Origin of the sequence: Ramlibacter rhizophilus, assembly GCF_004681965.1 — a bacterium.
In the GTDB taxonomy this organism is placed as follows: Bacteria; Pseudomonadota; Gammaproteobacteria; order Burkholderiales; family Burkholderiaceae_C; genus Ramlibacter; species Ramlibacter rhizophilus.
In genome coordinates this window covers 37,395-60,038 of the sequence record NZ_SMLL01000002.1, presented here as the reverse complement: position 1 = coordinate 60,038, position 22,644 = coordinate 37,395, and the positions used below count along the sequence as shown (strand labels likewise).

Annotated in this window: 19 protein-coding genes; 14 read left to right on the top strand and 5 right to left on the bottom strand. The window is 69.4% G+C overall.

The features are described from left to right. Nucleotides 1-3 precede the first annotated feature (3 nt). Both EZ242_RS04955 and lpdA (EZ242_RS04950) read left to right on the top strand, forming a co-directional pair. A complete protein-coding gene (locus EZ242_RS04955) occupies nucleotides 4-597 on the top strand; it encodes an Ntn hydrolase family protein (protein ID WP_135284040.1) in 594 nt (197 codons plus the stop codon). Continuing rightward, nucleotides 594-2,429: a dihydrolipoyl dehydrogenase gene (gene lpdA, locus EZ242_RS04950; protein ID WP_135284039.1), complete on the top strand. Its 1,836-nt coding sequence runs from the start codon at nucleotides 594-596 to the stop codon at nucleotides 2,427-2,429. Before EZ242_RS04955 ends, lpdA (EZ242_RS04950) begins: the two co-directional genes overlap by 4 nt. Nucleotides 2,430-2,445: 16 nt before the next feature. On the opposite strand, the gene EZ242_RS04945 is transcribed toward lpdA (EZ242_RS04950), so the two are convergent. From EZ242_RS04945 to EZ242_RS04935, 3 genes are all read right to left on the bottom strand, one after another. Next, nucleotides 2,446-2,982: a C40 family peptidase gene (locus tag EZ242_RS04945; protein ID WP_205960594.1), complete on the bottom strand. Its 537-nt coding sequence runs from the start codon at nucleotides 2,980-2,982 to the stop codon at nucleotides 2,446-2,448. A gap of 171 nt (nucleotides 2,983-3,153) precedes the next feature. Further along, on the bottom strand, nucleotides 3,154-3,804 hold the full coding sequence (locus EZ242_RS04940) for a response regulator (RefSeq protein ID WP_135284037.1): 651 nt from the start codon (nucleotides 3,802-3,804) through the stop codon (nucleotides 3,154-3,156). A gap of 31 nt (nucleotides 3,805-3,835) precedes the next feature. Continuing rightward, a complete protein-coding gene (locus tag EZ242_RS04935) occupies nucleotides 3,836-4,930 on the bottom strand; it encodes an ATP-binding response regulator (protein ID WP_135284036.1) in 1,095 nt (364 codons plus the stop codon). 150 nt (nucleotides 4,931-5,080) lie between these two features. On the opposite strand from EZ242_RS04935, the gene EZ242_RS04930 reads away from it, so the two are divergent. The 7 genes from EZ242_RS04930 (at nucleotide 5,081) to EZ242_RS04900 (ending at nucleotide 15,014) form a co-directional block, all read left to right on the top strand. Next, a complete protein-coding gene (locus tag EZ242_RS04930) occupies nucleotides 5,081-5,680 on the top strand; it encodes an isochorismatase family protein (RefSeq protein WP_135284035.1) in 600 nt (199 codons plus the stop codon). Nucleotides 5,681-5,704: 24 nt separating this feature from the next. Then, the gene (locus EZ242_RS04925; RefSeq protein WP_276606533.1) at nucleotides 5,705-7,612 is read left to right on the top strand and encodes a propionate--CoA ligase; all 1,908 of its coding nucleotides are present in this window, start codon (nucleotides 5,705-5,707) and stop codon (nucleotides 7,610-7,612) included. Nucleotides 7,613-7,873: 261 nt separating this feature from the next. Further along, complete coding sequence (locus EZ242_RS04920; RefSeq protein ID WP_135284033.1) at nucleotides 7,874-10,744, top strand: 2-oxoglutarate dehydrogenase E1 component; 2,871 nt, start codon at nucleotides 7,874-7,876, stop codon at nucleotides 10,742-10,744. 92 nt (nucleotides 10,745-10,836) lie between these two features. Next, complete coding sequence (odhB, locus tag EZ242_RS04915; protein ID WP_135284032.1) at nucleotides 10,837-12,123, top strand: 2-oxoglutarate dehydrogenase complex dihydrolipoyllysine-residue succinyltransferase; 1,287 nt, start codon at nucleotides 10,837-10,839, stop codon at nucleotides 12,121-12,123. A gap of 11 nt (nucleotides 12,124-12,134) precedes the next feature. Beyond that, entirely contained in the window at nucleotides 12,135-13,568 is a 1,434-nt protein-coding gene (gene lpdA, locus EZ242_RS04910; RefSeq protein ID WP_135284031.1) for a dihydrolipoyl dehydrogenase, read from the top strand. Nucleotides 13,569-13,578: 10 nt separating this feature from the next. Further along, nucleotides 13,579-14,682, top strand: a complete 1,104-nt coding sequence (gene zapE, locus EZ242_RS04905; protein ID WP_135284030.1) for a cell division protein ZapE — start codon at nucleotides 13,579-13,581, stop codon at nucleotides 14,680-14,682. Beyond that, a complete protein-coding gene (locus EZ242_RS04900) occupies nucleotides 14,679-15,014 on the top strand; it encodes a hypothetical protein (protein ID WP_135284029.1) in 336 nt (111 codons plus the stop codon). Before zapE ends, EZ242_RS04900 begins: the two co-directional genes overlap by 4 nt. 11 nt (nucleotides 15,015-15,025) lie before the next feature. Here the strand turns inward: EZ242_RS04900 and EZ242_RS04895 are convergent, their stop codons facing one another. Then, on the bottom strand, nucleotides 15,026-15,787 hold the full coding sequence (locus EZ242_RS04895) for a PP2C family protein-serine/threonine phosphatase (RefSeq protein WP_135284028.1): 762 nt from the start codon (nucleotides 15,785-15,787) through the stop codon (nucleotides 15,026-15,028). A gap of 83 nt (nucleotides 15,788-15,870) precedes the next feature. Between EZ242_RS04895 and EZ242_RS04890 the strand changes: the two genes are divergently transcribed. Next, nucleotides 15,871-17,994, top strand: a complete 2,124-nt coding sequence (locus EZ242_RS04890) for a DNA repair helicase YoaA (RefSeq protein ID WP_135284027.1) — start codon at nucleotides 15,871-15,873, stop codon at nucleotides 17,992-17,994. Here EZ242_RS04890 and EZ242_RS04885 read toward each other — a convergent pair. Further along, nucleotides 17,957-18,763 carry an outer membrane protein assembly factor BamD gene (locus EZ242_RS04885; protein WP_135284026.1) on the bottom strand — a complete coding sequence of 269 codons (807 nt, stop codon included), beginning with the start codon at nucleotides 18,761-18,763 and terminating at the stop codon, nucleotides 17,957-17,959. The two genes, EZ242_RS04890 and EZ242_RS04885, sit on opposite strands and share 38 nt — an antisense overlap. Before the next feature lie 13 nt (nucleotides 18,764-18,776). Between EZ242_RS04885 and EZ242_RS04880 the strand changes: the two genes are divergently transcribed. The 4 genes from EZ242_RS04880 to ndk all read left to right on the top strand — a co-directional run bounded on the left by EZ242_RS04880 (nucleotide 18,777) and on the right by ndk (nucleotide 22,638). After that, a complete protein-coding gene (locus EZ242_RS04880) occupies nucleotides 18,777-19,841 on the top strand; it encodes an RluA family pseudouridine synthase (protein ID WP_135284025.1) in 1,065 nt (354 codons plus the stop codon). 132 nt (nucleotides 19,842-19,973) lie between these two features. Beyond that, nucleotides 19,974-20,603: an SMC-Scp complex subunit ScpB gene (scpB, locus tag EZ242_RS04875; protein WP_135284024.1), complete on the top strand. Its 630-nt coding sequence runs from the start codon at nucleotides 19,974-19,976 to the stop codon at nucleotides 20,601-20,603. Beyond that, nucleotides 20,600-22,057: a pseudouridine synthase gene (locus tag EZ242_RS04870; protein ID WP_240786994.1), complete on the top strand. Its 1,458-nt coding sequence runs from the start codon at nucleotides 20,600-20,602 to the stop codon at nucleotides 22,055-22,057. Before scpB ends, EZ242_RS04870 begins: the two co-directional genes overlap by 4 nt. Before the next feature lie 155 nt (nucleotides 22,058-22,212). Then, nucleotides 22,213-22,638, top strand: a complete 426-nt coding sequence (gene ndk, locus EZ242_RS04865; RefSeq protein WP_135284023.1) for a nucleoside-diphosphate kinase — start codon at nucleotides 22,213-22,215, stop codon at nucleotides 22,636-22,638. Nucleotides 22,639-22,644: the final 6 nt, after the last annotated feature.

The window sequence follows — 22,644 nt, the reverse complement described above, 5'->3', positions numbered from 1 at the left end:
TACATGACGACTGTGGTTGTGGTGCGCAAGGCGGGGCAGATCGCCATCGCGGCGGATACCCTGGTGACCTTCGGTGACACGCGCCTGGCGCAACGCTACGAAGAGAACACGAAGATCTTCCGGATCGACACCGACGCTGGACCCAACTACATCGGCATGGCCGGCACCGTGGCGCACTTCCCTGTGCTGCGCAAGGCGCTGGGCACCATGCCGCGCGAGATCCTGCAGCTGGGCAGCAAGGACGAGGTCTTCGACACCTTCACCAAGCTGCATCCCTACCTGAAGGACAACTTCTTCCTGCAGACGAAGGAAGAGGATTCGGACCCCTACGAGTCCAGCCAGTTCAGCGTCGTGATCGCCAACGCCAGCGGCATCTACGGCCTCTACAGCTACCGCGAGGTGTTCGAGTTCAAGGAGTTCTGGGGCATCGGCTCGGGCCGCAGCTTCGCGCTGGGCGCCATGCATGCCATCTACGGCAAGGCCAAGACCGCGCGCGAGGTGGCCGAGGCTGGCATCTCCGCGGGCTGCGAGTTCGACCGCAACTCGGCCGGACCCTGGGACGTCTTCACCGTCAAGACCAAGGACAACAACAAATGAGCCTGATCGATGTGAAGGTGCCGGACATCGGCGATTTCGACGAGGTCGCCGTGATCGAGGTGCTGGTCCAGCCCGGCGACACCATCCGCGCCGAGCAGTCGCTGGTGACCGTGGAGAGCGACAAGGCGTCCATGGAGATTCCTTCCAGCCACGCGGGCGTGGTGAAGGAGCTGCGCGTGAAGCTGGGGGACAAGGTCTCCGAGGGTAGCGTGCTGCTGGTGCTGGATTCGCAAGACGCGCAGGCCTCTTCCCCTCCCCCCCTGGGGGAGGGCAGGGTGGGGGCCGCCGCGCCAGCAGCAGCCACCTCGTCCGCGGCGCCCGTGCCCCCACCCCAGCCGTCCCCCAGCGGGGGAGGGGGCCCGCTACCCGCGCCGGTCGCGTCCTCCTACGCCGGCGGCGCCGACCTGGAGTGCGACATGCTCGTGCTGGGCGCCGGCCCGGGCGGCTACTCGGCGGCCTTCCGCGCAGCCGACCTCGGCATGAAGGTGGTGCTGGTGGAACGCTACGCCACGCTGGGCGGCGTGTGCCTGAACGTGGGCTGCATTCCGTCCAAGGCGCTGCTGCACGTGGCCGCGGTGATGGACGAGGTGAGCCACTTCGAGTCGCTGGGGGTGAGCTTCGGCAAGCCCACGGTCGATCTGGACAAGCTGCGTGCGCACAAGGGCAAGGTGGTGGGCAAGCTCACCGGCGGGCTGGCGGCCATGGCCAAGATGCGCAAGGTCACGGTCCTGCGCGGCTACGGCAGCTTCATCGACCCGCACCACGTGCAGGTGGAGGAAACCGGTGGCGAGGGCCAGGAGCGCACGGGCAAGTCGCAGACCATCCGCTTCAAGCAGGCCATCATCGCCGCGGGGTCGCAGGCCGTGCGCCTGCCCTTCATGCCGCAGGACCCGCGCGTGGTGGACTCCACCGGCGCGCTGGGCCTCTCGGCCGTCCCGAAGCGCATGCTCATCCTGGGCGGCGGCATCATCGGGCTGGAGATGGGCACGGTGTACTCCACCCTCGGCGCACGCCTGGACGTGGTCGAGATGCTGGACGGGCTCATGCAGGGCGCCGACCGCGACCTGGTGAAGGTCTGGCAGAAGATGAACGCGCCGCGTTTCGACAACATCATGCTCAAGACCAAGACCGTGGGCGCCGAGGCCACGCAGGACGGCATCCTGGTGCGCTTCGAGGGAGAGCAGGCGCCCAAGGAGCCGCAGGTCTATGACCTGGTGCTGCAGGCCGTGGGCCGCACGCCCAACGGCAAGAAGATCGGGGCCGACAAGGCCGGCGTCGCGGTGAACGAGCGCGGCTTCATTCCGGTGGACGTGCAGATGCGCACCAACGTGCCGCACATCTTCGCCATCGGCGACATCGTCGGCCAGCCCATGCTCGCCCACAAGGCGGTCCACGAGGCGCATGTGGCGGCCGAAGTGGCCGCCGGCGAGAAGGCCGTGTTCGACGCGCGGGTGATCCCCAGCGTGGCCTATACCGACCCGGAGATCGCCTGGGTGGGCCTGACCGAGGAACAGGCCAAGGCGCAGGGCATCGCCATCAAGAAGGGCCACTTCCCCTGGACGGCGTCGGGCCGCGCCATCGCCAACGGCCGCGACGAAGGCTTCACCAAGCTGCTGTTCGACGCCCAGTCGCACCGCATCGTGGGCGGCGGCATCGTCGGCACGCACGCCGGCGACATGATCGGCGAGGTGGCACTGGCCATCGAGATGGGCGCCGACGAGGTGGACATCGGCAAGACCATCCACCCCCACCCCACGCTGGGCGAGAGCATCGGCATGGCGGCGGAAGTGGCGCACGGCACCTGCACGGACGTTCCGCCGGCGCGGCGCTGAACTCGTTTCGGGCCGGCTAGTACCCGGTTTGCGCTGAACCGGTGCTCGCCATCACCCGGCGCGCGCCGTCGAAGCGCCGCGCCCAGTAGCGGCCCTGCATGCTCTCCACCCGCACCTCGGCCCCGGCACGCGGCGAGTGGATGAAGCGGCCGTCCCCCACGTAGATGCCCACGTGGCTGTAGGCGCGGCGCAGGGTGTTGAAGAACACGAGGTCGCCGGGCTGCAGGTCCTGGCGGTCGATCACCTGCGTCGTGGCTGCCTGTTCGTCGGCACGGCGGGGCAGGGCCACGCCCCGTGTCTGCTCGAACACCGCCTTGACGAAGCCGCTGCAGTCGAAACCGGTTTGCGCCGAGTTGCCGCCGAGCCGGTAGGGAACGCCGACGAAGCCCATGGCATGGACGACCAGGTCGGCCGCATTGCGCTCCTCGGCGGGGCTGCGCGGCGATGTGGCCGACGGCCCTTCGATGTCACGCCCGCCCCCCTGGGGCGGGCTGGCGCAGCCGACGAGCGAGAGCGCCACCACGAGCAGGCAGAAGAAGCTGCGCAAATTCATGAGCTGGAGCATATCGACGAGGCTACAGCTTGTCGAAGGGCCTGTCCTGAGCTTGGCGAAGGGCTTCGACAGGCTCAGCCCGAACGGTGTGGTTTGGTTCGCCCTGAGCCCCAACCTCCGTTCGCCCTGAGCCTGTCGAAGGGCTTCGCCCAGCCACGTCGGCTCCTTGACTCAAGGCTTCACCAGCCCCTTGCGCACCGCATACCGCGTCAGTCCCGCGATGTCGTTGATCTGCAGGCGTTCCATGATGCGGGCGCGGTGCACGTCCACGGTCTTGGGCGACAGGCCCAGGTCGTAGGCGATTTCCTTGGAGGCCTTGCCCTGGGCGATGAGGCGCAGGATCTCCACCTGCCGGTGGGTGAGCTCGTCGTCCACCGTCGGCTCCGAAGGCTGCAGCAGGCGCTGCGCGATCGCGGGGCTGAAGTAGCTGCCCGTGGCCATGACGCTGCGAAGGGCCTGTTCCAGCTCGAAGGGCGGTGCGTCCTTCATCAGGTAGCCGCAGGCGCCGCTGGCCACCGCACGCTTGACGAAGTCCACCGTGTCGTACATGGACAGCACCAGCAGCCGCACCTCGGGGTGACGCGCATGGATCTGCGAAATGGCGGCGATGCCGTCCATGCCGGGCATGGAGATGTCGGTCATCACCACCGCGGGGCGCAGGCTGTCCACCAGGGTGACCAGCTCGCCGCCGTCGCGCGCCTCCGCGATCACTTCCACGCCCTTGATCATGCCCAGCAGCGCCTTGATGCCGGAGCGGACCAGGTCATGGTCGTCGGCGAGGACCACGCGGATCGCGGGAGGGTTGTCCTTGTTGGTGTTCATGGCGTGGGCGCGAAGCGGAATTCGGCGTAGCCTACAGCACCGCCCGCAGCGTGACCCCGCGTCCGGGCGCGGTGCGGATCTGCAGCCGCCCTCCGCCCAGCTCGGTGCGCTCGATCATGTCGCGCAGGCCCAGGTGGCGCTGCGCGCCCGATTGCAGCAGGCGTTCCTTGTCGAAGCCGATGCCGTCGTCGGCGACGATCACCACCAGCCGGCCATCCGGCCGGAATCGCAGGCGGACGTGCACCGTGGCCGCGCGGGCGTGGCGAACCACGTTTTCCACCGCCTCCTGCACCAGGCGCACGGCGGCCGACGCATTGGCGGCCAGTGCCGGCGGCTCCTGGCCGCGCGTGCTGAACTCCACGTGCAGTCCAGCGGGTTCGGCCGCCTGGCTGACGGCGGTCTCGACCGTCGCCGCCAGGCCGAGCAGGTCCAGCTGCGCCGGACGCAGCGAGAACGACAGGGCCTTGAGCCGGTCGATGGCGCCTTGCGCCATGTCCAGCGCGGTGTCGGTGTGCCGCCGGGCGTTCTCGGCCGCCGGGCTCAGGCGGGCGGCGTGCAGGTGCATCATCATCCCGGCCAGCGCCTGGCCGAGCTCGTCGTGCAGCTCGCGCGAGATGAGGTCGCGCTCGCGCTCCTGCGAGGCGACCAGCCGCGCCGACACCCCCTTCAGGCGCCGCAAGGCGCTCTCCAGCTCGGCAGCCATGTGCTCCTGCTCGCGCTGCTGGCGCCGCTCGGCCAGGACGCGGTCGATCACCTGCGGCAGCGTGGCCAGCCGGTCCTTGGTGACGTAGTCCTTGGCGCCGTAGCGCAGCACGTGGACCGCCGCCTCCTCACCGATGGCATGGGTGAGCACCACCACCGGAATGTGCCAGCCGCGCGCGCGCAGCAGGTCCAGCACGCGATAGGGCGAGACCTCGGGCAGCTTGAAATCGCACAGCACGACGTCGATGCGCGGATGCAGGGCGGCGAGCAGGGCGTCCTCGTCCCCGACCCGCTGCAGCTCGTACTGGCGCAGCGACTCCGCGCCGTGCAGCGCGCGGGCGATGCGTGCGGCGTCGTCCGCACGGGCCTCGACGCACAGCAGGTGGACGACGGAGGGCGGTGCCGCGTTCGGGGCGTGGAGCATGAAGGCGTGGGTCGTCGTTCGGGAATCGGTGTGATCCGCAGCCCAAGCTTCGGCTGCGCCGGGGCTGGCTGCATAGGTATTTTTCCTAGGGGCCAGGCGGCGCGGCTGTGTCAGTTCCGGGACAGCGAAGGCGGCTGGAATAATCCCCTGATGCTCCTTGATTCTGAAGACTCCCAACTGATCCTGGTCGATTTCCAGGAACGGCTCATGCCGGCCATCGACGGTGCGCAGGCCGTCCTGGCCAACGCCGTGCGGCTCGCGCGTCCTGCCCAGGCGCTTGCGGTACCGGTGCTGGCCACCGAGCAGAACCCGGCCGGGCTGGGCCCCACCGTGGCCGAGCTGCGGTCGCAGGCGGCGCAAGTGCTCCCCAAGATGGAGTTCAGCGCCGCCGGCGTCCTGCTTCCCCGCTTGGTGCCGCCGCCCAAGGCGCCCGCCGGCAACGCCCGCAGCCTGCCGCGCCACCTGCAGAAGCCCGCCCCGGCCGCCCCCGCGCGCGGCACCCTGGTCATGGCGGGCTGCGAGGCGCATGTCTGCCTGCTGCAGACCGCGCTGGAGCTGCTGGACGAAGAGCTGGAGGTCTGGGTCGTCACGGACGCCTGCGGCTCGCGCACCGAACGCAATCGGGACGCCGCCTTCGACCGCCTGGCCGCCGCCGGCGCCGAGCTGGTCACCACGGAAATGGTGGTCTTCGAGTGGCTGCGCAGCAGCGAGCATCCGCGCTTCAAGGAACTGCAAGGACTGATCAAGTAGGCGCCCAGGCGACAGGCGCGGTGGATCGAACGAACCAGGAGACACGTCATGAGCTACGCAGCCTTCTACCAGCGCTCGATCGACGAGCCCGAAGCCTTCTGGGCCGAGCAGGCCCGCCTCATCGACTGGGAACGCACCCCCACCCAGATCCTGGACGAGAGCCGGCCGCCGTTCACCCGCTGGTTCACCGACGGGCGCACCAACCTGTGCCACAACGCGGTGGACCGCCACCTGCGTGAACGGGGCGACCAGCCGGCGCTGATCCACGTCTCCACCGAAACGGGGCGCGAGGAGCGCTACTCCTTCACCCAGCTCCATGAGCAGGTGCAGCGCACCGCGGCCATGCTGCTTGCCCTGGGCGTGGGCCGCGGTGACCGCGTGCTGGTGTACATGCCCATGATTCCCGAGGCGGTGTTCACCATGCTGGCCTGCGCACGCATCGGGGCCATTCATTCGGTGGTGTTCGGCGGCTTCGCCTCGGTCTCGCTCGCCTCGCGCATCGAGGACGCCATGCCGCGCCTGGTCGTGAGCGCCGACGCCGGCTCGCGCGGCGGCAAGGTCATCCCGTACAAGCCGCTGCTGGACGAGGCGCTGCGCCTGTCGGCGCACCAGCCCGACGCGGTGCTGCTGGTGGACCGGCAGCTCGCGCCCATGGAGCGCGTGCCGGGCCGGGACCATGCCTGGGAGACGCTGGCCGAGCGCCATGCGGGCGCGCAGGTGCCCTGCGAATGGCTGGACAGCGGCGAGATCAGCTACACCATGTACACCAGCGGCACGACCGGCCGCCCCAAGGGCGTGCAGCGCGACGTGGGCGGCTACGCCGTCGCCCTGGCGGCCAGCATGAAGCACATCTTCCAGGGCGCGCCGGGCGAGACCTACTTCTGCACCAGCGACATCGGCTGGGTGGTGGGGCACAGCTACATCGTCTACGGTCCGCTGATCGCCGGCATGGCCACGATCCTGTACGAGGGCCTGCCGATCCGGCCGGACGCGGGCATCTGGTGGCAGCTGGTGGAGAAGTACCGCGTCAACGTGATGTTCAGCGCGCCCACGGCGGTGCGGGTGCTCAAGAAACACGACATCGAGCACATGAAGCGGCACGACCTGGGCAGCCTGCGCGCGCTCTTCCTCGCCGGCGAGCCGCTGGACGAGCCCACCGCGCGCTGGATCAACGAGGCCCTGGGCGTGCCGGTGATCGACAACTACTGGCAGACCGAAACCGGCTGGCCCATCCTCACCCTCGCGCACGGCGTGGAGCGGCAGCCCGCCAAGTTCGGAAGCCCGGGCCTGCCCATGTACGGCTGGCGCGTGAAGATCCTGGACCAGGCCACCGGCGAGGAACTCACCGAGCCGAACAAGAAGGGCGTGGTCGCCATCGAGCTGCCCACGCCGCCGGGCTTCATGCAGACCATCTGGCGCGACGACGAGCGCTTCGTGCGCACCTACTGGCAAGGCATCCCGGGTCGCACGGTCTACAGCACCTTCGACTGGGGCATCCGCGACGAGGACGGCTACTACTTCATCCTGGGCCGCACCGACGACGTGATCAACGTCGCGGGCCACCGCCTGGGCACCCGCGAGATCGAGGAGAGCGTCTCCAGCCACCCCGCCGTGGCCGAAGTGGCGGTCGTCGGCGTGGCCGATGCCGTGAAGGGACAGGTGGCCATGGCCTTCGTCGTCCCGCGCGAGGCCGCTGTCCTGGAGGACGAGGCCGCACGCCTGCGCCTGGAGGGCGACATCATGAAAACGGTGGACACCCAGCTCGGCGCCCTGGCCCGCCCGGCCCGCGTGCGCTTCGTGGGCGCGCTGCCCAAGACCCGCAGCGGCAAGCTCCTGCGCCGCGCCATCCAGGCCGTGTGCGAGGGCCGCGACCCCGGCGACCTCAGCACCATCGAGGACCCGACCGCGCTGGAGCAGATCAAGGGCAGGTAACCGAACACGTCGCAGGAACGCCACGTTCCCATACCAGCGGCCACCGCGGAACCGGCTTTGCCGGGCCGCTGGTGGCCCCCCTGGGGGGGAAGAGGGCGATAGCCCGACGGGGGTCCGCCGAAGGCGCTTCGGGGGGCATAATCCGGTTTGCAACGCGGTCCTTCCAGCCACAGTCGCATCCGCCAACCGGTTCAGCCGTGTCGCGGAAGGTTGATCAACCAGCTCAATGCTCCCTGCAGGGGGGCGGAAAGTAGCGAAAACATGAGTGAGACGAGCCCCGTCTACACGGCCTATCGAGGCAACTCCTACCTCTTCGGCGGCAACGCGCCCTATGTCGAGGAGATGTACGAGAACTACCTCGCCAATCCCGGCAGCGTCCCCGACAACTGGCGCGAGTACTTCGACGCGCTGCAGAACGTCCCCGCCTCCGACGGCAGCAACGCCAAGGACGTTCCCCACCTCCCGGTCATCAACGCCTTCGCGCAGCGCGCCAAGCAGGGCGGCACGCAGGTCGTGGTCGCCTCGGGCGCGGACTCCGAGCTGGGCCGCAAGCGCACCGCCGTCCAGCAGCTGATCGCCGCCTACCGCAACGTCGGCCAGCGCTGGGCCGACCTCGACCCGCTCAAGCGCGCCGAGCGCCCGAACATCCCCGAGCTGGAGCCCTCGTTCTACGGCTTCACCGATGCCGACCAGGAGACGGTGTTCAACACCAGCAACACCTTCTTCGGCAAGGAGACGATGACGCTGCGCGAGCTGATGAACGCGCTGCGCGAGACCTACTGCGGCACCATCGGCGCCGAGTACATGTACATGACCGACCAGGCCAGCAAGCGCTGGTGGCAGCAGAAGCTGGAGTCGATCCGCGCCAAGCCCAACTTCAGCGCGGACAAGAAGAAGCACATCCTCGACCGGCTCACCGCCGCCGAGGGCCTGGAGCGCTTCCTGCACACGAAGTACGTCGGCCAGAAGCGCTTCTCGCTGGAAGGCGGCGAGAGCTTCATCGCCTCGATGGACGAGCTGATCCAGCAGGCCGGCACCAAGGGCGTGCAGGAAATCGTGATCGGCATGGCCCACCGTGGTCGCCTGAACGTCCTGGTCAACACCCTCGGCAAGATGCCGCGCGACCTGTTCGCCGAATTCGAGCACACCGCCAAGGAAGACCTCCCCGCGGGTGACGTCAAGTACCACCAGGGCTTCAGCTCCGACGTGTCCACCCCCGGCGGCCCGGTCCACCTGAGCCTGGCCTTCAACCCCTCGCACCTGGAGATCGTCAACCCGGTGGTCGAGGGCAGCGTGCGCGCCCGCATGGACCGCCGCGGCGACGCCAAGGGCCAGCAGGTGCTGCCGGTGCTGGTGCACGGCGACGCGGCCTTCGCCGGCCAGGGCGTGGTGCAGGAAACGCTGGCACTGGCCGAGACGCGCGGCTACTTCACCGGCGGCACGGTGCACATCGTCATCAACAACCAGATCGGCTTCACCACCTCCGATCCGCGCGACAGCCGCTCCACGCTGTACTGCACCGACGTGGTCAAGATGATCGAGGCGCCCGTGCTGCACGTGAACGGCGACGATCCCGAGGCCGTGGTGCTGGCCACGCAGTTGGCCCTCGAGTACCGCATGGAGTTCAGCAAGGACGTGGTCGTGGACATCGTCTGCTTCCGCAAGCTGGGCCACAACGAGCAGGACACGCCCTCGCTCACCCAGCCGCTCATGTACAAGAAGATCGCCCAGCACGCCGGCACGCGCAAGCTCTACGCCGACAAGCTGGCCACGCAGGGCCTGGGTGACTCGCTGGGTGACGACATGGTTCGCGGGTACCGCGCCGCCATGGACGCCGGAACCCACACGGTCGATCCCGTGCTCACCAACTTCAAGAGCAAGTACGCGGTCGACTGGAGTCCCTTCCTCGGCAAGAAGTGGACCGACGCCGGCGACACCGCGATTCCGCTCACCGAGTGGAAGCGCCTGGCCGAACGCATCACCACGGTGCCCGAGAACTTCACCGTCCATCCGCTGGTGCGCAAGGTGCTGGAAGACCGCGCCGCGATGGGCCGCGGCGAGGCCAACGTGGACTGGGGCATGGGCGAGCACATGGCCTACGCCTCGCTGGTGGCCAGCGGCTACCCGGTGCGCCTGTCCGGCGAAGACGTGGGCCGCGGCACCTTCGTGCACCGCCACTCCGTGCTGCATGACCAGAACCGCGAGCGCTGGGACGTGGGCACCTACGTGCCGCTGCAGAACGTGGCCGAGAGCCAGGCGCCCTTCGTCGTCATCGACTCCATCCTGTCCGAGGAGGCGGTGCTCGGCTTCGAGTACGGCTACGCCTCCAACGACCCCAACACGCTCGTGGTCTGGGAGGCGCAGTTCGGCGACTTCGCCAACGGCGCGCAGGTGGTCATCGACCAGTTCATCGCCTCGGGCGAGGTGAAGTGGGGCCGCGTCAACGGCATCACGCTCATGCTGCCGCACGGCTACGAGGGGCAGGGCCCCGAGCACAGCTCGGCGCGCCTGGAGCGCTTCATGCAGCTGGCCGCGGATGCCAACATGCAGGTCTGCCAGCCCACCACGGCCAGCCAGATCTTCCACCTGCTGCGCCGGCAGATGGTGCGCCCGCTGCGCAAGCCGCTGGTCATCATGACGCCCAAGTCGCTGCTGCGGAACAAGGACGCCACCTCCCCGATTTCCGAGTTCACCAAGGGCAGCTTCCAGACCGTCATCCCTGATGCCATGGAGCTGCGGGCCGAGAAGGTCAAGCGCGTGATCGTGTGCTCGGGCAAGGTCTACTACGACCTGGCCAAGCAGCGCGCCGAGCGCGAGCTGGCGGACGTGGCCATCCTGCGGGTCGAGCAGCTCTATCCCTTCCCGCACAAGGCCTTCGCGGCGGAGCTGAAGAAGTACCCCAACGCGACCGATATCGTGTGGTGCCAGGACGAGCCGCAGAACCAGGGCGCGTGGTTCTTCATCCAGCACAACATCCACGAGAACATGCTGGAAGGCCAGAAGCTCGGCTACGCCGGCCGCGCGGCCTCGGCCTCCCCGGCCGTGGGCTATTCGCACCTGCACCAGGAGCAGCAGAAGGCGCTGGTCGATGCGGCCTTCGCCAAGCTCAAGGGCTTCGTGCTGACCAAGTGACGATCTGAACGACACGACCTCGGCGCCCGGCGCGCCGGGGTCGCTTCACATCGCGCGTAGGAAAAGAATCATCCTCAGAGGAAAGAACACAAATGGCTATCGTTGACGTCAAAGTGCCGCAGCTGTCCGAATCGGTTGCCGAGGCGACCCTGCTGCAGTGGAAGAAGAAGCCCGGCGATGCCGTGGCGCAGGACGAGATCCTGATCGAGATCGAGACCGACAAGGTCGTGCTCGAAGTGCCCGCGCCCAGCGCCGGTGTGATGGCGGAAGTCGTCGTCGGCGACGGCGGCACGGTGGTGGCCGAGCAGGTCATCGCCCGCATCGACAGCGAAAGCCGCGCCAGCGCGGCGGCCGGCATCTCCGCCGCAGCGCCCGGTGCTCCCGCCGCTGCCGCCGGCTCCGACGGCACGGCCGCACCCATGCCGGCCCCTGTGTCCGCGCCCGCCGCGGGCGGTGCCAAGGCCGGCGTCGCCATGCCGGCGGCCGCCAAGCTCATGGCGGACAACCAGCTCGCCCCCGGCTCCGTGGGCGGCACCGGCCGCGACGGCCGCGTCACCAAGGGCGACGTGCTCGGCGCGCTGTCCTCCGGCGCCAAGCCCGCCGCTGCGGCCGTGCCGGCGCCCGCGCCGCGGCCCGCGCTGCAGCAGGTGGCGGCGCCCGCGCCTGCCAACCTGGGCGAACGCCCCGAGCAGCGCGTGCCCATGAGCCGCCTGCGTGCCCGCGTGGCCGAGCGCCTGCTGCAGTCGCAATCCACCAACGCCATCCTCACCACCTTCAACGAGGTCAACATGGCCCCGGTGATGGAGATGCGCAAGCGTTTCCAGGAGAAGTTCGAGAAGGAGCACGGCGTCAAGATCGGCTTCATGAGCTTCTTCGTGAAGGCGGCGGTGCACGCGCTCAAGAAGTTCCCGGTCATCAACGCCAGCGTGGACGGCAACGACATCGTCTACCACGGCTACTTCGACATCGGCATCGCCGTGGGCTCGCCGCGTGGCCTGGTGGTTCCGATCCTGCGCAACGCCGACCAGATGTCCTTCGCCGACATCGAGAAGAAGATCGCCGAATTCGGTCAGAAGGCGCGCGACGGCAAGCTGGGCATCGAGGAGATGACCGGCGGCACCTTCTCCATCTCCAACGGCGGCGTGTTCGGCTCCATGCTGTCCACGCCCATCATCAACCCGCCGCAGTCGGCCATCCTGGGCGTGCACGCCACCAAGGACCGCGCCGTGGTGGAGAACGGGCAGGTCGTGGTGCGGCCCATGAACTACCTGGCCATGTCCTACGACCACCGCATCATCGACGGCCGCGAAGCCGTGCTGGGCCTGGTCGCCATGAAGGAAGCGCTTGAAGATCCGGCGCGACTGCTGTTCGACATCTGAGGCGCGGCGACATGAGCAAGCAATTCGACGTCATCGTCATCGGCGGTGGCCCCGGCGGCTACATCGCGGCCATCCGCGCGGCGCAGCTGGGTTTCAACACCGCCTGCATCGACGAGTGGAAGAACGACAAGGGCGGCCCGGCCCCGGGCGGCACCTGCACCAACGTGGGCTGCATCCCGTCCAAGGCGCTGCTGCAGTCCTCCGAGCACTTCGAGCACGCGGGCAAGCACTTCGGCGAACACGGCATCCAGGTCCAGGGCCTGGGGCTCGACCTGCCGAAGATGATCGGGCGCAAGGACGCCGTCGTGAAGCAGAACAACGACGGCATCCTGTACCTGTTCAAGAAGAACAAGGTCGCGTTCTTCCACGGCCGGGGCGCCTTCGTGAAGGCGGCCGAAGGCGGCGCAGGCTACGAGATCAAGGTGACGGGCAGCGCGGAGGAGACGCTGGTCGGCAAGGAGGTCATCGTGGCCACCGGCTCCAACGCCCGCCCGCTGCCGGGTGTTCCCTTCGACGAAACCAAGGTGCTGTCCAATGACGGCGCGCTTCGGATCGGCGCCGTGCCGAAGACGCTGGGCCTGATCGGCTCGGGCGTCATCGGCCTGGAGATGGGGTCCGTGTGGCGCCGCCTGGGCGCCGAGGTCACCATCCTCGAAGGCCTGCCCACCTTCCTGGGCGCGGTGGACGAGCAGATCGCCAAGGAGGCGCACAAGGCCTTCACCAAGCAGGGCCTGAAGATCGAGCTGGGCGTGAAGGTCGGCGAGGTCCGCAGCGACGGGGAGGGCGTCTCCATCGCCTACACCGACGCGAAGGGGCAGGCACAGTCGCTGGACGTGGACAAGCTGATCGTCTCCATCGGCCGCGTCCCCAACACCGTCGGCCTGAACGCCGAGGGCGTGGGCCTGAAGCTGGACGAGCGCGGCGCCATCCTGGTCGATGACGAGTGCCGCACCAACCTGCCGGGCGTGTGGGCCGTGGGTGACGTGGTGCGCGGCCCCATGCTCGCGCACAAGGCGGAGGAAGAGGGCGTGGCCGTGGCCGAGCGCATCGCGGGCCAGCACGGGCACGTGAACTTCAACACCATCCCCTGGGTGATCTACACCAGCCCGGAGATCGCCTGGGTGGGCCGCACCGAGCAGCAGCTCAAGGCCGACGGCGTGAAGTACAAGGCCGGCACCTTTCCCTTCCTGGCCAACGGGCGGGCGAGGGCGCTGGGGGACACCACCGGCATGGTGAAGTTCCTCGCCGACGCGGCGACCGATGAAATCCTGGGCGTGCACATCGTCGGCCCCATGGCCAGCGAACTGATCTCCGAGGCCGTGGTGGCCATGGAGTTCAAGGCATCCAGCGAGGACATCGCGCGCATCTGCCACGCGCATCCGTCGCTCTCGGAGGCCACCAAGGAGGCCGCCCTGGCAGTGGACAAGCGCACGCTCAACTTCTAAGCACAGGCGCATGTCCGGTCCCGTGCGCCAGGCCTACGACGCCGAACTCGCCGCGCGACACTACTCCAGCGACCCCGCGCAACTGCGCGCGGTCGAGGCGCTGGAGCGTTGCGCGCGCGAGTGGGCCGAGTTCAAGGAACAGCGCTCGAACCTGTTCAAGAAGCTGATCAACCGGCCCGACATCCCGCGCGGCGTGTACATGTACGGCGGGGTGGGGCGGGGCAAGAGCTTCCTCATGGACTGCTTCTACAACGCGGTCCCGCTGCGTCGCAAGACGCGGCTGCATTTCCACGAGTTCATGCGCGAGGTGCACCGCGAGCTCGCGGACATGCAGGGCACGGTCAACCCGCTGGACGTGCTGGGCGAGCGCATGGCGCGCCGCTATCGCCTCATCTGCTTCGACGAGTTCCACGTCGCGGACATCACCGACGCCATGATCCTGCACCGGCTGCTGCAGTCGCTCTTCGACAATGGCGTCGGCTTCGTGACCACCTCCAATTTCCGGCCCGACGACCTGTACCCGAACGGCCTGCACCGGGACCGCATCCTTCCGGCCATCGCGCTGCTGAACGACCGGCTGGAGGTGATCAACGTGGACAACGGCACCGACTACCGGCGCCGTACGCTCGAGCACGTCAAGCTCTATCACACGCCGCTCGGCCCGCAGGCCGACGCCGACATGGACGCCGCCTTCAACGAGCTGGCCGCCTCGCACGACGAGAACCCCGTGCTGCACATCGAGCAGCGCGAGATCCGCGCGCGGCGCAAGGCGGGCGGCGTCGTGTGGTTCGACTTCAGGACGCTCTGCGGCGGACCCCGTTCCCAGAACGACTACCTGGAGATCGCCACGCAGTTCCACACGGTGCTGCTCTCGAACGTGCCGGCCATGTCGGCGCGCATGGCCTCCGAGGCGCGGCGCTTCACCTGGCTGGTGGACGTGCTGTACGACCGGCGGGTCAAGCTGATCCTCTCTGCCGAAGCGCCGCCCGAGGGGCTCTACACCGAAGGCGCGCTGGCGCACGAATTTCCCCGCACCGTCTCCCGGCTCATGGAAATGCAATCGGCCGAGTTCCTTGCTCAGGAGCGGCGCACCGTCGACACGAGGCTCACATGAAACGAAGCGCAGCGTTGACCGTGGTCCTGGTGGTGCTGGCCTGCGCGGCGGGCGCGCAGGACCGGATCGATCCGGACGCCGAGCGCGCCCGCATCGACATCGAGCGTTCAGCCGCGCAGGCGCAGTTCGCGCGCGAGGAACTGGCCTGCCGGGCCCGCTTCGCCGTGAACGACTGCGTGGCCGAGGCGCGCACGCGCCTGCGCGCCATGCTGGCAGCGCTGCGTCGCCAGGAGCTGGCCGTCAACACGGCCGAGCGGCAGCGCGAAGGCGAGGCGCGGCGGCGGGAACTGGACGAGCGGGCGCGCGAGGCGGGCAGCGCACCGGTGCGCTGAGACGAACGTTTTCAGTCCATCAGCGCCTCGAGCTTCACCACCACCAGCGACAGGTTGTCGCCCGCGCCCTTCGCGCGCGAACGGGCCTTTTCCACCAGGTGCTCGCTGGCCTCCCGCGGCGACAGCGTGGCCAGCGCGGACCCCAGCTCCGAGGTCTCGAAGTAGTGCCACAGCCCGTCGCTGCAGGCCAGCAGGGTGTCGCCCGGGCGCAGTTGCGGGATGAAGTGCAGGTCGGCCGGCGGGTCTTCGTCGGCGCCCAGGCAGCCCAGGAGGATGTTGGACTGCGGATGGTCGCGCGCCTGCGCTTCGCTCAGCTCGCCTCGCGACACCAGGGCCTGCACATAGGAATGGTCCAGCGTGCGGTGCACGAGCTCGCTGCCGTGGAAGTGGTAGATGCGCGAGTCGCCGGCGTGCACCCAGTGGCAGTCGCCACCCGGGTTGATCAGGAAGGCCGCCAGGGTGCTGTGGGGCTCTTCCTCGGCGGAGATGGCGGTCAGGCGAATGACCGTGTGCGCCTCCTGCACCAGCCGGCGCAGGAAGTGGGCTGCATCGTCCTGCTCGGGCGAGTAGCGCTCGAACAGCTGGCGGGCGGTGAGCATCACCTGGTCCGAGGCCTTGCGCCCGCCGCTGCGGCCGCCCATGCCATCGGCGACGACGCCGAGCACGCAACCGGGAAAGCGGGGGTGGCCGATCAGCGCGAGCTGGTCCTGCTGGTAGTCTCGATCGCCCTTGTGCAGACCCGTCGCTGCGGTGATTCGGAAGCCCTTGGCCATGCGTTTCCCAGATCCGGACGGCGTCCGCGAGCCGCTATTATCAGCGCGGCCCGCTGCCCTTCGCCCATTGCGGCGTCACCCTGTTGCATACCCCCGAATCCACCCCCACCGGCCCGCCTTCCCTGCAGGACGCGGTGCGCGAAGCCTTCGAGGCCGGCGCCGCCCTGTCGCGCGCGGCCGATGCCTTTCGACCCAGAACGGGTCAGACCGACATGGCGATGGCGGTCGCGCGCACCATCGAGTCCGGGGGCGTGCTCGTCGTCGAAGCCGGCACGGGCGTGGGAAAGACCTTCTCCTACCTGGTGCCGGCCCTGCTCTCGGGCGAACGCGTGCTGCTGTCGACGGCCACCAAGACCCTTCAGGACCAGCTCTATGGGCGCGACCTGCCCCGGCTGGTCAAGGCCCTGGGCCTTCCGGTACGCACGGCGCTTCTCAAGGGGCGCGGCAGCTACCTGTGCGTGCACCGGATGGAGATGGCCCGCCAGGACGCGAGCCTGCCCGATCGCAGTGCCCTGCGCACGCTCGCCAAGGTGGAGTCCTGGGCGCAGGTCACGCGCAGCGGCGACCTGTCCGAGCTGCCCGGCCTGGACGAGCGCTCGCCCATCATCCCGCTGGTCACCTCCACGCGCGAGAACTGCCTGGGCTCGCAGTGCCCGCGCTTTCGCGCCTGCCACGTCGCCAACGCGCGCCGCGAGGCACTCGCGGCCGACGTGGTGGTGATCAACCACCACCTGTTCTTCGCCGACCTCGCGGTGCGCGAGTCGGGCATGGCGGAACTGCTGCCCTCGGTGCGCGTGGCAATCTTCGACGAGGCGCACCAGCTGAACGAGACCGGGGTGCAGTTCCTCGGTGCGCACCTGGCGACGGGGCAACTGATCGACTTCGCCCGCGACCTCCTGGGTGCCGGCCTGCAGCTCGCCCGGGGCCTCGTGGACTGGCAGGGTGTCGCCAGCGCCGTGGAACGCGCGGCCCGCGACCTGCGCCTGGTGGTCGGACGCACGCCCACGGGGGCGAGGCTGCGCTGGACCGGCGCCGCGCCCGAGCAGGCCGATGAACATGACTGGCAGTCCGCCCTGGACGGCGTGGCGCGGGCCTGCGAAGAGGCGATGGAAGCCCTGGAGACGGTCAGCGAAATCGCGCCGGACTTCGTGCGCCTGTCCGAGCGGGCGCACTCGCTCGCGCAGCGCGCCGACCGTTTCGCGCAGCCCGGCCCGTCCGGCGTGGTGCGCTGGGTCGATGTCGGCCTGCAGCTTCGGCTGCTGGAGTCGCCGCTGGACATCGCCGAGGCGGTGCGTACGAGGTTGCTGGGTCAATCGCCGGCGGGCGATCCCGCAAGCGAGTCAACGCAGAACGATGCGGCCGATGACGAAGCCCGGTCGATCCGCGCCGAGGCCGCTGCATCGCGGGCCTGGATCTTCACCTCGGCCACGCTGGGCGACGATGCCCGCCTGAGCTGGTTCACCGAGCCCTGCGGCCTGCAGGGGGCCGAGGTCCTGCGGGTGGGCAGCCCCTTCGACTACGCGCGGCAGGCGGCGCTTTTCGTGCCGCGTGACATGCCGCGCCCGGGCGATCCGCTTCACAGCACGCGCGTCGCTGCCGTCGCGGCGCAGGCGGCTGGCGCGCTCGGCGGGCGCACGCTCGTGCTCACCACCACATTGCGCGCACTGCGCACCATCGGGGATGCGCTGCAGACGCGTTTCGGGATCGAGGGCGGCCTTGACATCCTGGTGCAGGGGCAGGGGCCCAAGCGCAGCCTGATCGAACGCTTTCGCGAAGGGGCGACGCAGGGCCGGCCCGGGTGCGTGCTGGTGGCCTCGGCCTCGTTCTGGGAAGGCGTGGACGTTCCCGGGGACGAGCTGCAGGCCGTGGTGATCGACAAGCTGCCCTTTCCGCCGCCGGGCGACCCGCTGGTCGAGGCGCGGTCCAAGCGGCTGGAGTCGAGCGGGCGCAGCGCCTTCAGCGACTACCACCTGCCCGAGGCCGCGGTGGCGCTCAAGCAGGGTGCCGGACGGCTGATCCGGCGCGAGACGGACACCGGCATCCTGGTGGTGTGCGACCCGCGCCTGGCCACCATGGGCTATGGGCGCCGGCTGCTGGCGGCGCTGCCGCCGATGCGGCGGCTGGATTCGATGGACGCCTTCGAGGCGGCGCTGGCAACGCTCGCGGCGGCTACCAGAGCTTCCACCACGGATCCTGCTTCGGCTTGAATCCGCGGGCCAGGTAGTCGCTGGCGGGGTAGTTCTTCTCCAGCACGCGGCGCGCATCGGCGGCAAGCTGGTCCATGCCAAGGGCCTGATACGAGCGGTGCAGGATGAACAGGGCCTCCTCGGCCGCCGGCACTTCCTTGTAGTCCGCGATGGCGGCCTGCGCGCGGTTGATGGCCGCGACGTACGCGCCGCGGTTGTAGTAGTAGCGCGCCACGTGCACCTCGTACTGCGCGAGCGAGTTCACGATGTAGGTCATGCGCGCCTGCGCGTCGGGGGCATAGCGCGATTCCGGGAAGCGGCGCACCAGCTCCTGGAAAGCCTCGAAGGATTCGCGCGCAGCCTGCTGGTCGCGCTCCGACAGGTCCTGGCGAGCCAGGAACGAGAACAGTCCGAGCTGGTCGTTGAAGTTGACCAGGCCCTTGAGGTACATGGCGTAGTCGGCCGCGGGGCTGGCCGGGTGCAGGCGAAGGAAGCGGTCCAGCGTGGCGATGGCGTCGGCCTTCTCGCCGGCCTTGTAGTGGGCGTAGGCTTTCTCCAGCTGGGCCTGCTGCGCCAGCGGCGTGCCGGCGGCGCGGCCTTCCAGGCGCTCGAAGAGCGGGATGGCCTTGTCGTAGGAGCCGGCGGAGGCTTCGTCCCGCGCTTCGCTGTAGAGGCGACCCGGGCTCCAATTGGCGGTCTTGTCTGCTTCGGTCGTGGAACAGCCGGCCACGAGGCCCATGCCGCACGCGAGGAGGCAAGGGGCGAGGAACGATAATTTCGCACGCAACATCGCGCAGGCTTCTATGGACGTCAAAAGGGCCGCAATTATATCGACCGACCCCCATCCGACCGGCTCGCCGTCCCCGCTGGACGCGGCGCTTGAGCAGGTGATCGACGAAGCCGCGGACAGCGCCGCCGAGGTGGAAGTGCGTGACTTCACCATCGGTGCGCCGGACCACGGGCAGCGCCTGGACCGCACGCTCGCGGGCATCGTGCCCGAGTTCTCCCGCAGCTACCTCCAGCAGCTGATCGAGGGCGGGGCGGTGCAGTTGCAGGGCCGGCCGTGCCTGCGCAGTGCCCAGCGGGTCAAGGCGGGCGAGCGCGGGCGCATCGAACTGCGGGCCACGCCCCAGAGCCAGGCGTTCGTTCCCGAAGCCATCGAGCTACCGGTGGTGTACGAGGACTCCTGCCTGCTGGTGATCGACAAGCCGGCGGGCGTGGTGGTGCACCCGGCCCCGGGCAACTGGCGCGGCACGGTGCTCAATGGCCTGCTCGCGCGGGACCCCAAGGCCGCCGCGCTGCCGCGCGCGGGCATCGTCCACCGGCTGGACAAGGACACCAGCGGCCTGATGGTGGTGGCGCGCGAGCGGCGCACCATGGACGCGCTGGTGCGCCTCATCGCCGCGCGGGAGGTCTCGCGCCAGTACCTGGCGCTGGCGCACCGCCCCTGGAGCGGGCCGCCCGCGCGGACCGTCGATGCCGCCATCGGCCGTGACCCGGCGAATCGCCTGCGCATGGCGGTCGTGGACCCACAGCGCCACCCGGGCAAGCCGGCCCGGACCGACTTCGAGCTGCTGCAGAACGCGCAGTCCGGCTGCCTGGTGCGGGCCCGACTGCACACGGGGCGCACGCACCAGATCCGCGTTCACCTGGCGCACCTCGGGCATCCGCTGCTGGCCGATGGCCTCTATGGCGGTGCACCGGCGGCCGGCATGGCCCGCCAGGCCTTGCATGCCGAGCGCCTGGCCTTCAGGCACCCCGAGACCGGCAAGGCGCTCGTGTTCGAAGCGCCCTTGCCTGCGGACCTCGCGCAGGCGCTGGCCGCCTGGGGCCTGGTGGTACCTCCGGGAAGCGGGTCGGGGCACTGACGATACAATCCGCCCACGCATGCCCGGACATGCGATTCCCGGCCAGCCCGGCCATGCCGGGCCCTTCCTGAAGGCCTTGCAGGCCTTCATTTTTCGCCAGCCGCCTCGGCGGCCTTCCTGCGACACGAGACCATGAACACCTTGGATGCCAAGCGCGTCCTGGAGACCGCCCTGATCTGTTCGCCGCAACCGCTTGCGGTGCGTGATCTGCGCGTGCTGTTCAATGACGAGCTCGGCGCCGACACGGTCAAGACGCTGCTGCGCGAGCTGCAGGAGGAGTGGACGCAGCGCGGGGTGGAACTGGTGCAGGTCGCCACCGGCTGGCGCTTCCAGAGCCGCCCGCAGATGCGCGAGTACCTCGACCGCCTGCATCCGGAAAAGCCGCCGCGCTACACCCGCGCCACGCTGGAGACGCTGGCCATCATCGCCTACCGGCAGCCCGTCACGCGCGGTGACATCGAGGACATTCGCGGCGTGACCGTCAACTCCCTCATCATCAAGCAGCTCGAAGACCGCGGCTGGGTCGAGTCCATCGGCCATCGGGAAGCTCCTGGCCGTCCCGCGCTCTTTGCCACTACCCGCCAGTTCCTGGACGATCTCGGGCTCGAGTCGCTCGACCAGTTGCCCGTCCTCGAACACCCTTCGCAGGCCGTCGCCGCCCTGCAGGCCGTCGCCCCCGAGGCGGGTCAGGCCGAACTCGCCATCGAAGGCGACACCGCCGGCCCTGACGAGGCCACCTCCAGCTCCTCCGACCCAGCATGACACGACATTCCCACGACACCGGCGCGACCGACGGCGATTCCTCCGAGCCGGACCCCCACGAGCCGGTACAGCCGAAGCCCATGGATGCCGCCGATGGCGCGCCGCGCGAGGACGAGACCGATGCCGAGGCCTCCGAGCAGGCCGAGACGAAGGCAGCCCTCGACAACGACAACGACGACGACATCGACGACGACTACGACGGCGACGGCGATGAAGAGCGTGACGAGCCGCCGCGCGCCGGCGCCTCCGCCGCGCGTGCGCAGGGCCCCGTGCCGGCGATCCGCTTCGAGGACGTGGTCTCGGGGCAGTTCGACGCCGACGAGCAAAGTGCCGAGGTGGCGCTGCCCAAGCGCGTGCTCGCCCCGCAGCCCGAGACGCCCAAGCTGCACAAGGTGCTGGCCCAGGCCGGCCTGGGGTCGCGGCTGGAGATGGAGCAACTCATCACCGAAGGTCGCATCTCGGTGAACAACGAGCCGGCCCACATCGGCCAGCGCATCCAGTGGGGCGACCAGATCAAGGTGAACGGCCGGCCCATCAAGGTCCGCATCGCGCCGCCTCCGGCCCGTGTCATCGCCTACCACAAGCCGGTCGGCGAGGTGGTCACGCACGACGATCCGCAGAACCGCCCCACGGTGTTCCGCAAGCTGCCCAAGCTGTACCAGGGCAAGTGGCAATCCGTCGGCCGGCTGGACCTCAACACCGAGGGCCTGCTGCTGTTCACGAGTTCCGGCGAGCTCGCCAACCGGCTCATGCATCCGCGCTTCGGCCTGGAGCGCGAGTACGCGGTGCGCGTGCTCGGCCCCCTGAGCGATGAAGAGAAGCAGCGCTTGCTGGACGGTGTCGAGCTCGGCGACGGGCGGGCGCAGTTCGGCTCCATCGAGGACGGTGGCGGCGAAGGCGCCAACGCCTGGTACCGCGTGACCATCTCCGAGGGCCGCAACCGCGAGGTGCGGCGCCTGTTCGAAGCCGTGGGCCACGCGGTCAGCCGCCTCATCCGCATCCGCTATGGGGCCATGGTCCTGCCGCGCGGCCTCAAGCGCGGCGCCTGGATGGAGCTGGACGAACGCGACATCCGGGCCCTCATGCATGCGGCAGGCGTCAACGCACCGGATGGTCGCGGCCAAGGCCAGGGCAAGGGCAATGGCGCGGACGGAAGGCGCGGCGGCAAGCCCCGGCGCGGCGGCGACGGTCCGCCCAACCGCGCGGGCAAGCCACCCGGCATGGGTGGTGGTGGCGGTGGCGGAGGCGGTGGCGGCCAGTCGCGCCGCAAGGAGCGGGGCGATCGCCCGGCAGGCGGCCAGCCCGATCCCATGAAGACCTCGCTGGGTTACATCGGCGCCGACAGCTTCACGCGCCAGCGCCAGGGCGGCATGCCCGGGCAACGACGAGGCGGTGGGGGCGGTGGGGGTGGTGGCGGCGGCGGCGCCGGGCCGCGCCGCAACCGGGGCCGCTGAGCTGACTCGGTGCTCGCCACGAAGCGTGGCGGCTTAGAATCAGCGGCTTTGCCGAACTTTCGGACGCCGGCTCGACACGAAGCCTGTGCCGCACCCGCTGGCGGTGCGAAGGCCGGCGCCTTTCCCGTTTCATTCACTCCATCCAGGAAAACAACATGGCCATCGAGCGCACCCTGTCCATCATCAAGCCCGACGCTGTCGCCAAGAACGTCATCGGCCAGATCTACTCGCGCTTCGAAGGCGCGGGCCTGAAGGTCATCGCCGCCAAGATGGCGCACCTCTCGCGCGGCGAGGCCGAGCAGTTCTACGCCGTGCACAAGGCCCGTCCCTTCTTCAAGGACCTGGTCGATTTCATGGTCTCCGGCCCGGTGATGATCCAGGTGCTCGAGGGCGAGAACGCCATCGCCAAGAACCGTGAGCTCATGGGCGCCACCGACCCCAAGAAGGCCGAGAAGGGCACCATCCGCGCCGACTTCGCCGACAGCATCGACGCCAATGCGGTGCACGGCTCCGACGCCGCGGAAACCGCTGCCGTGGAAGTGGCCTTCTTCTTCCCCGGCATGAACGTGTACGGGCGCTGATCGCGC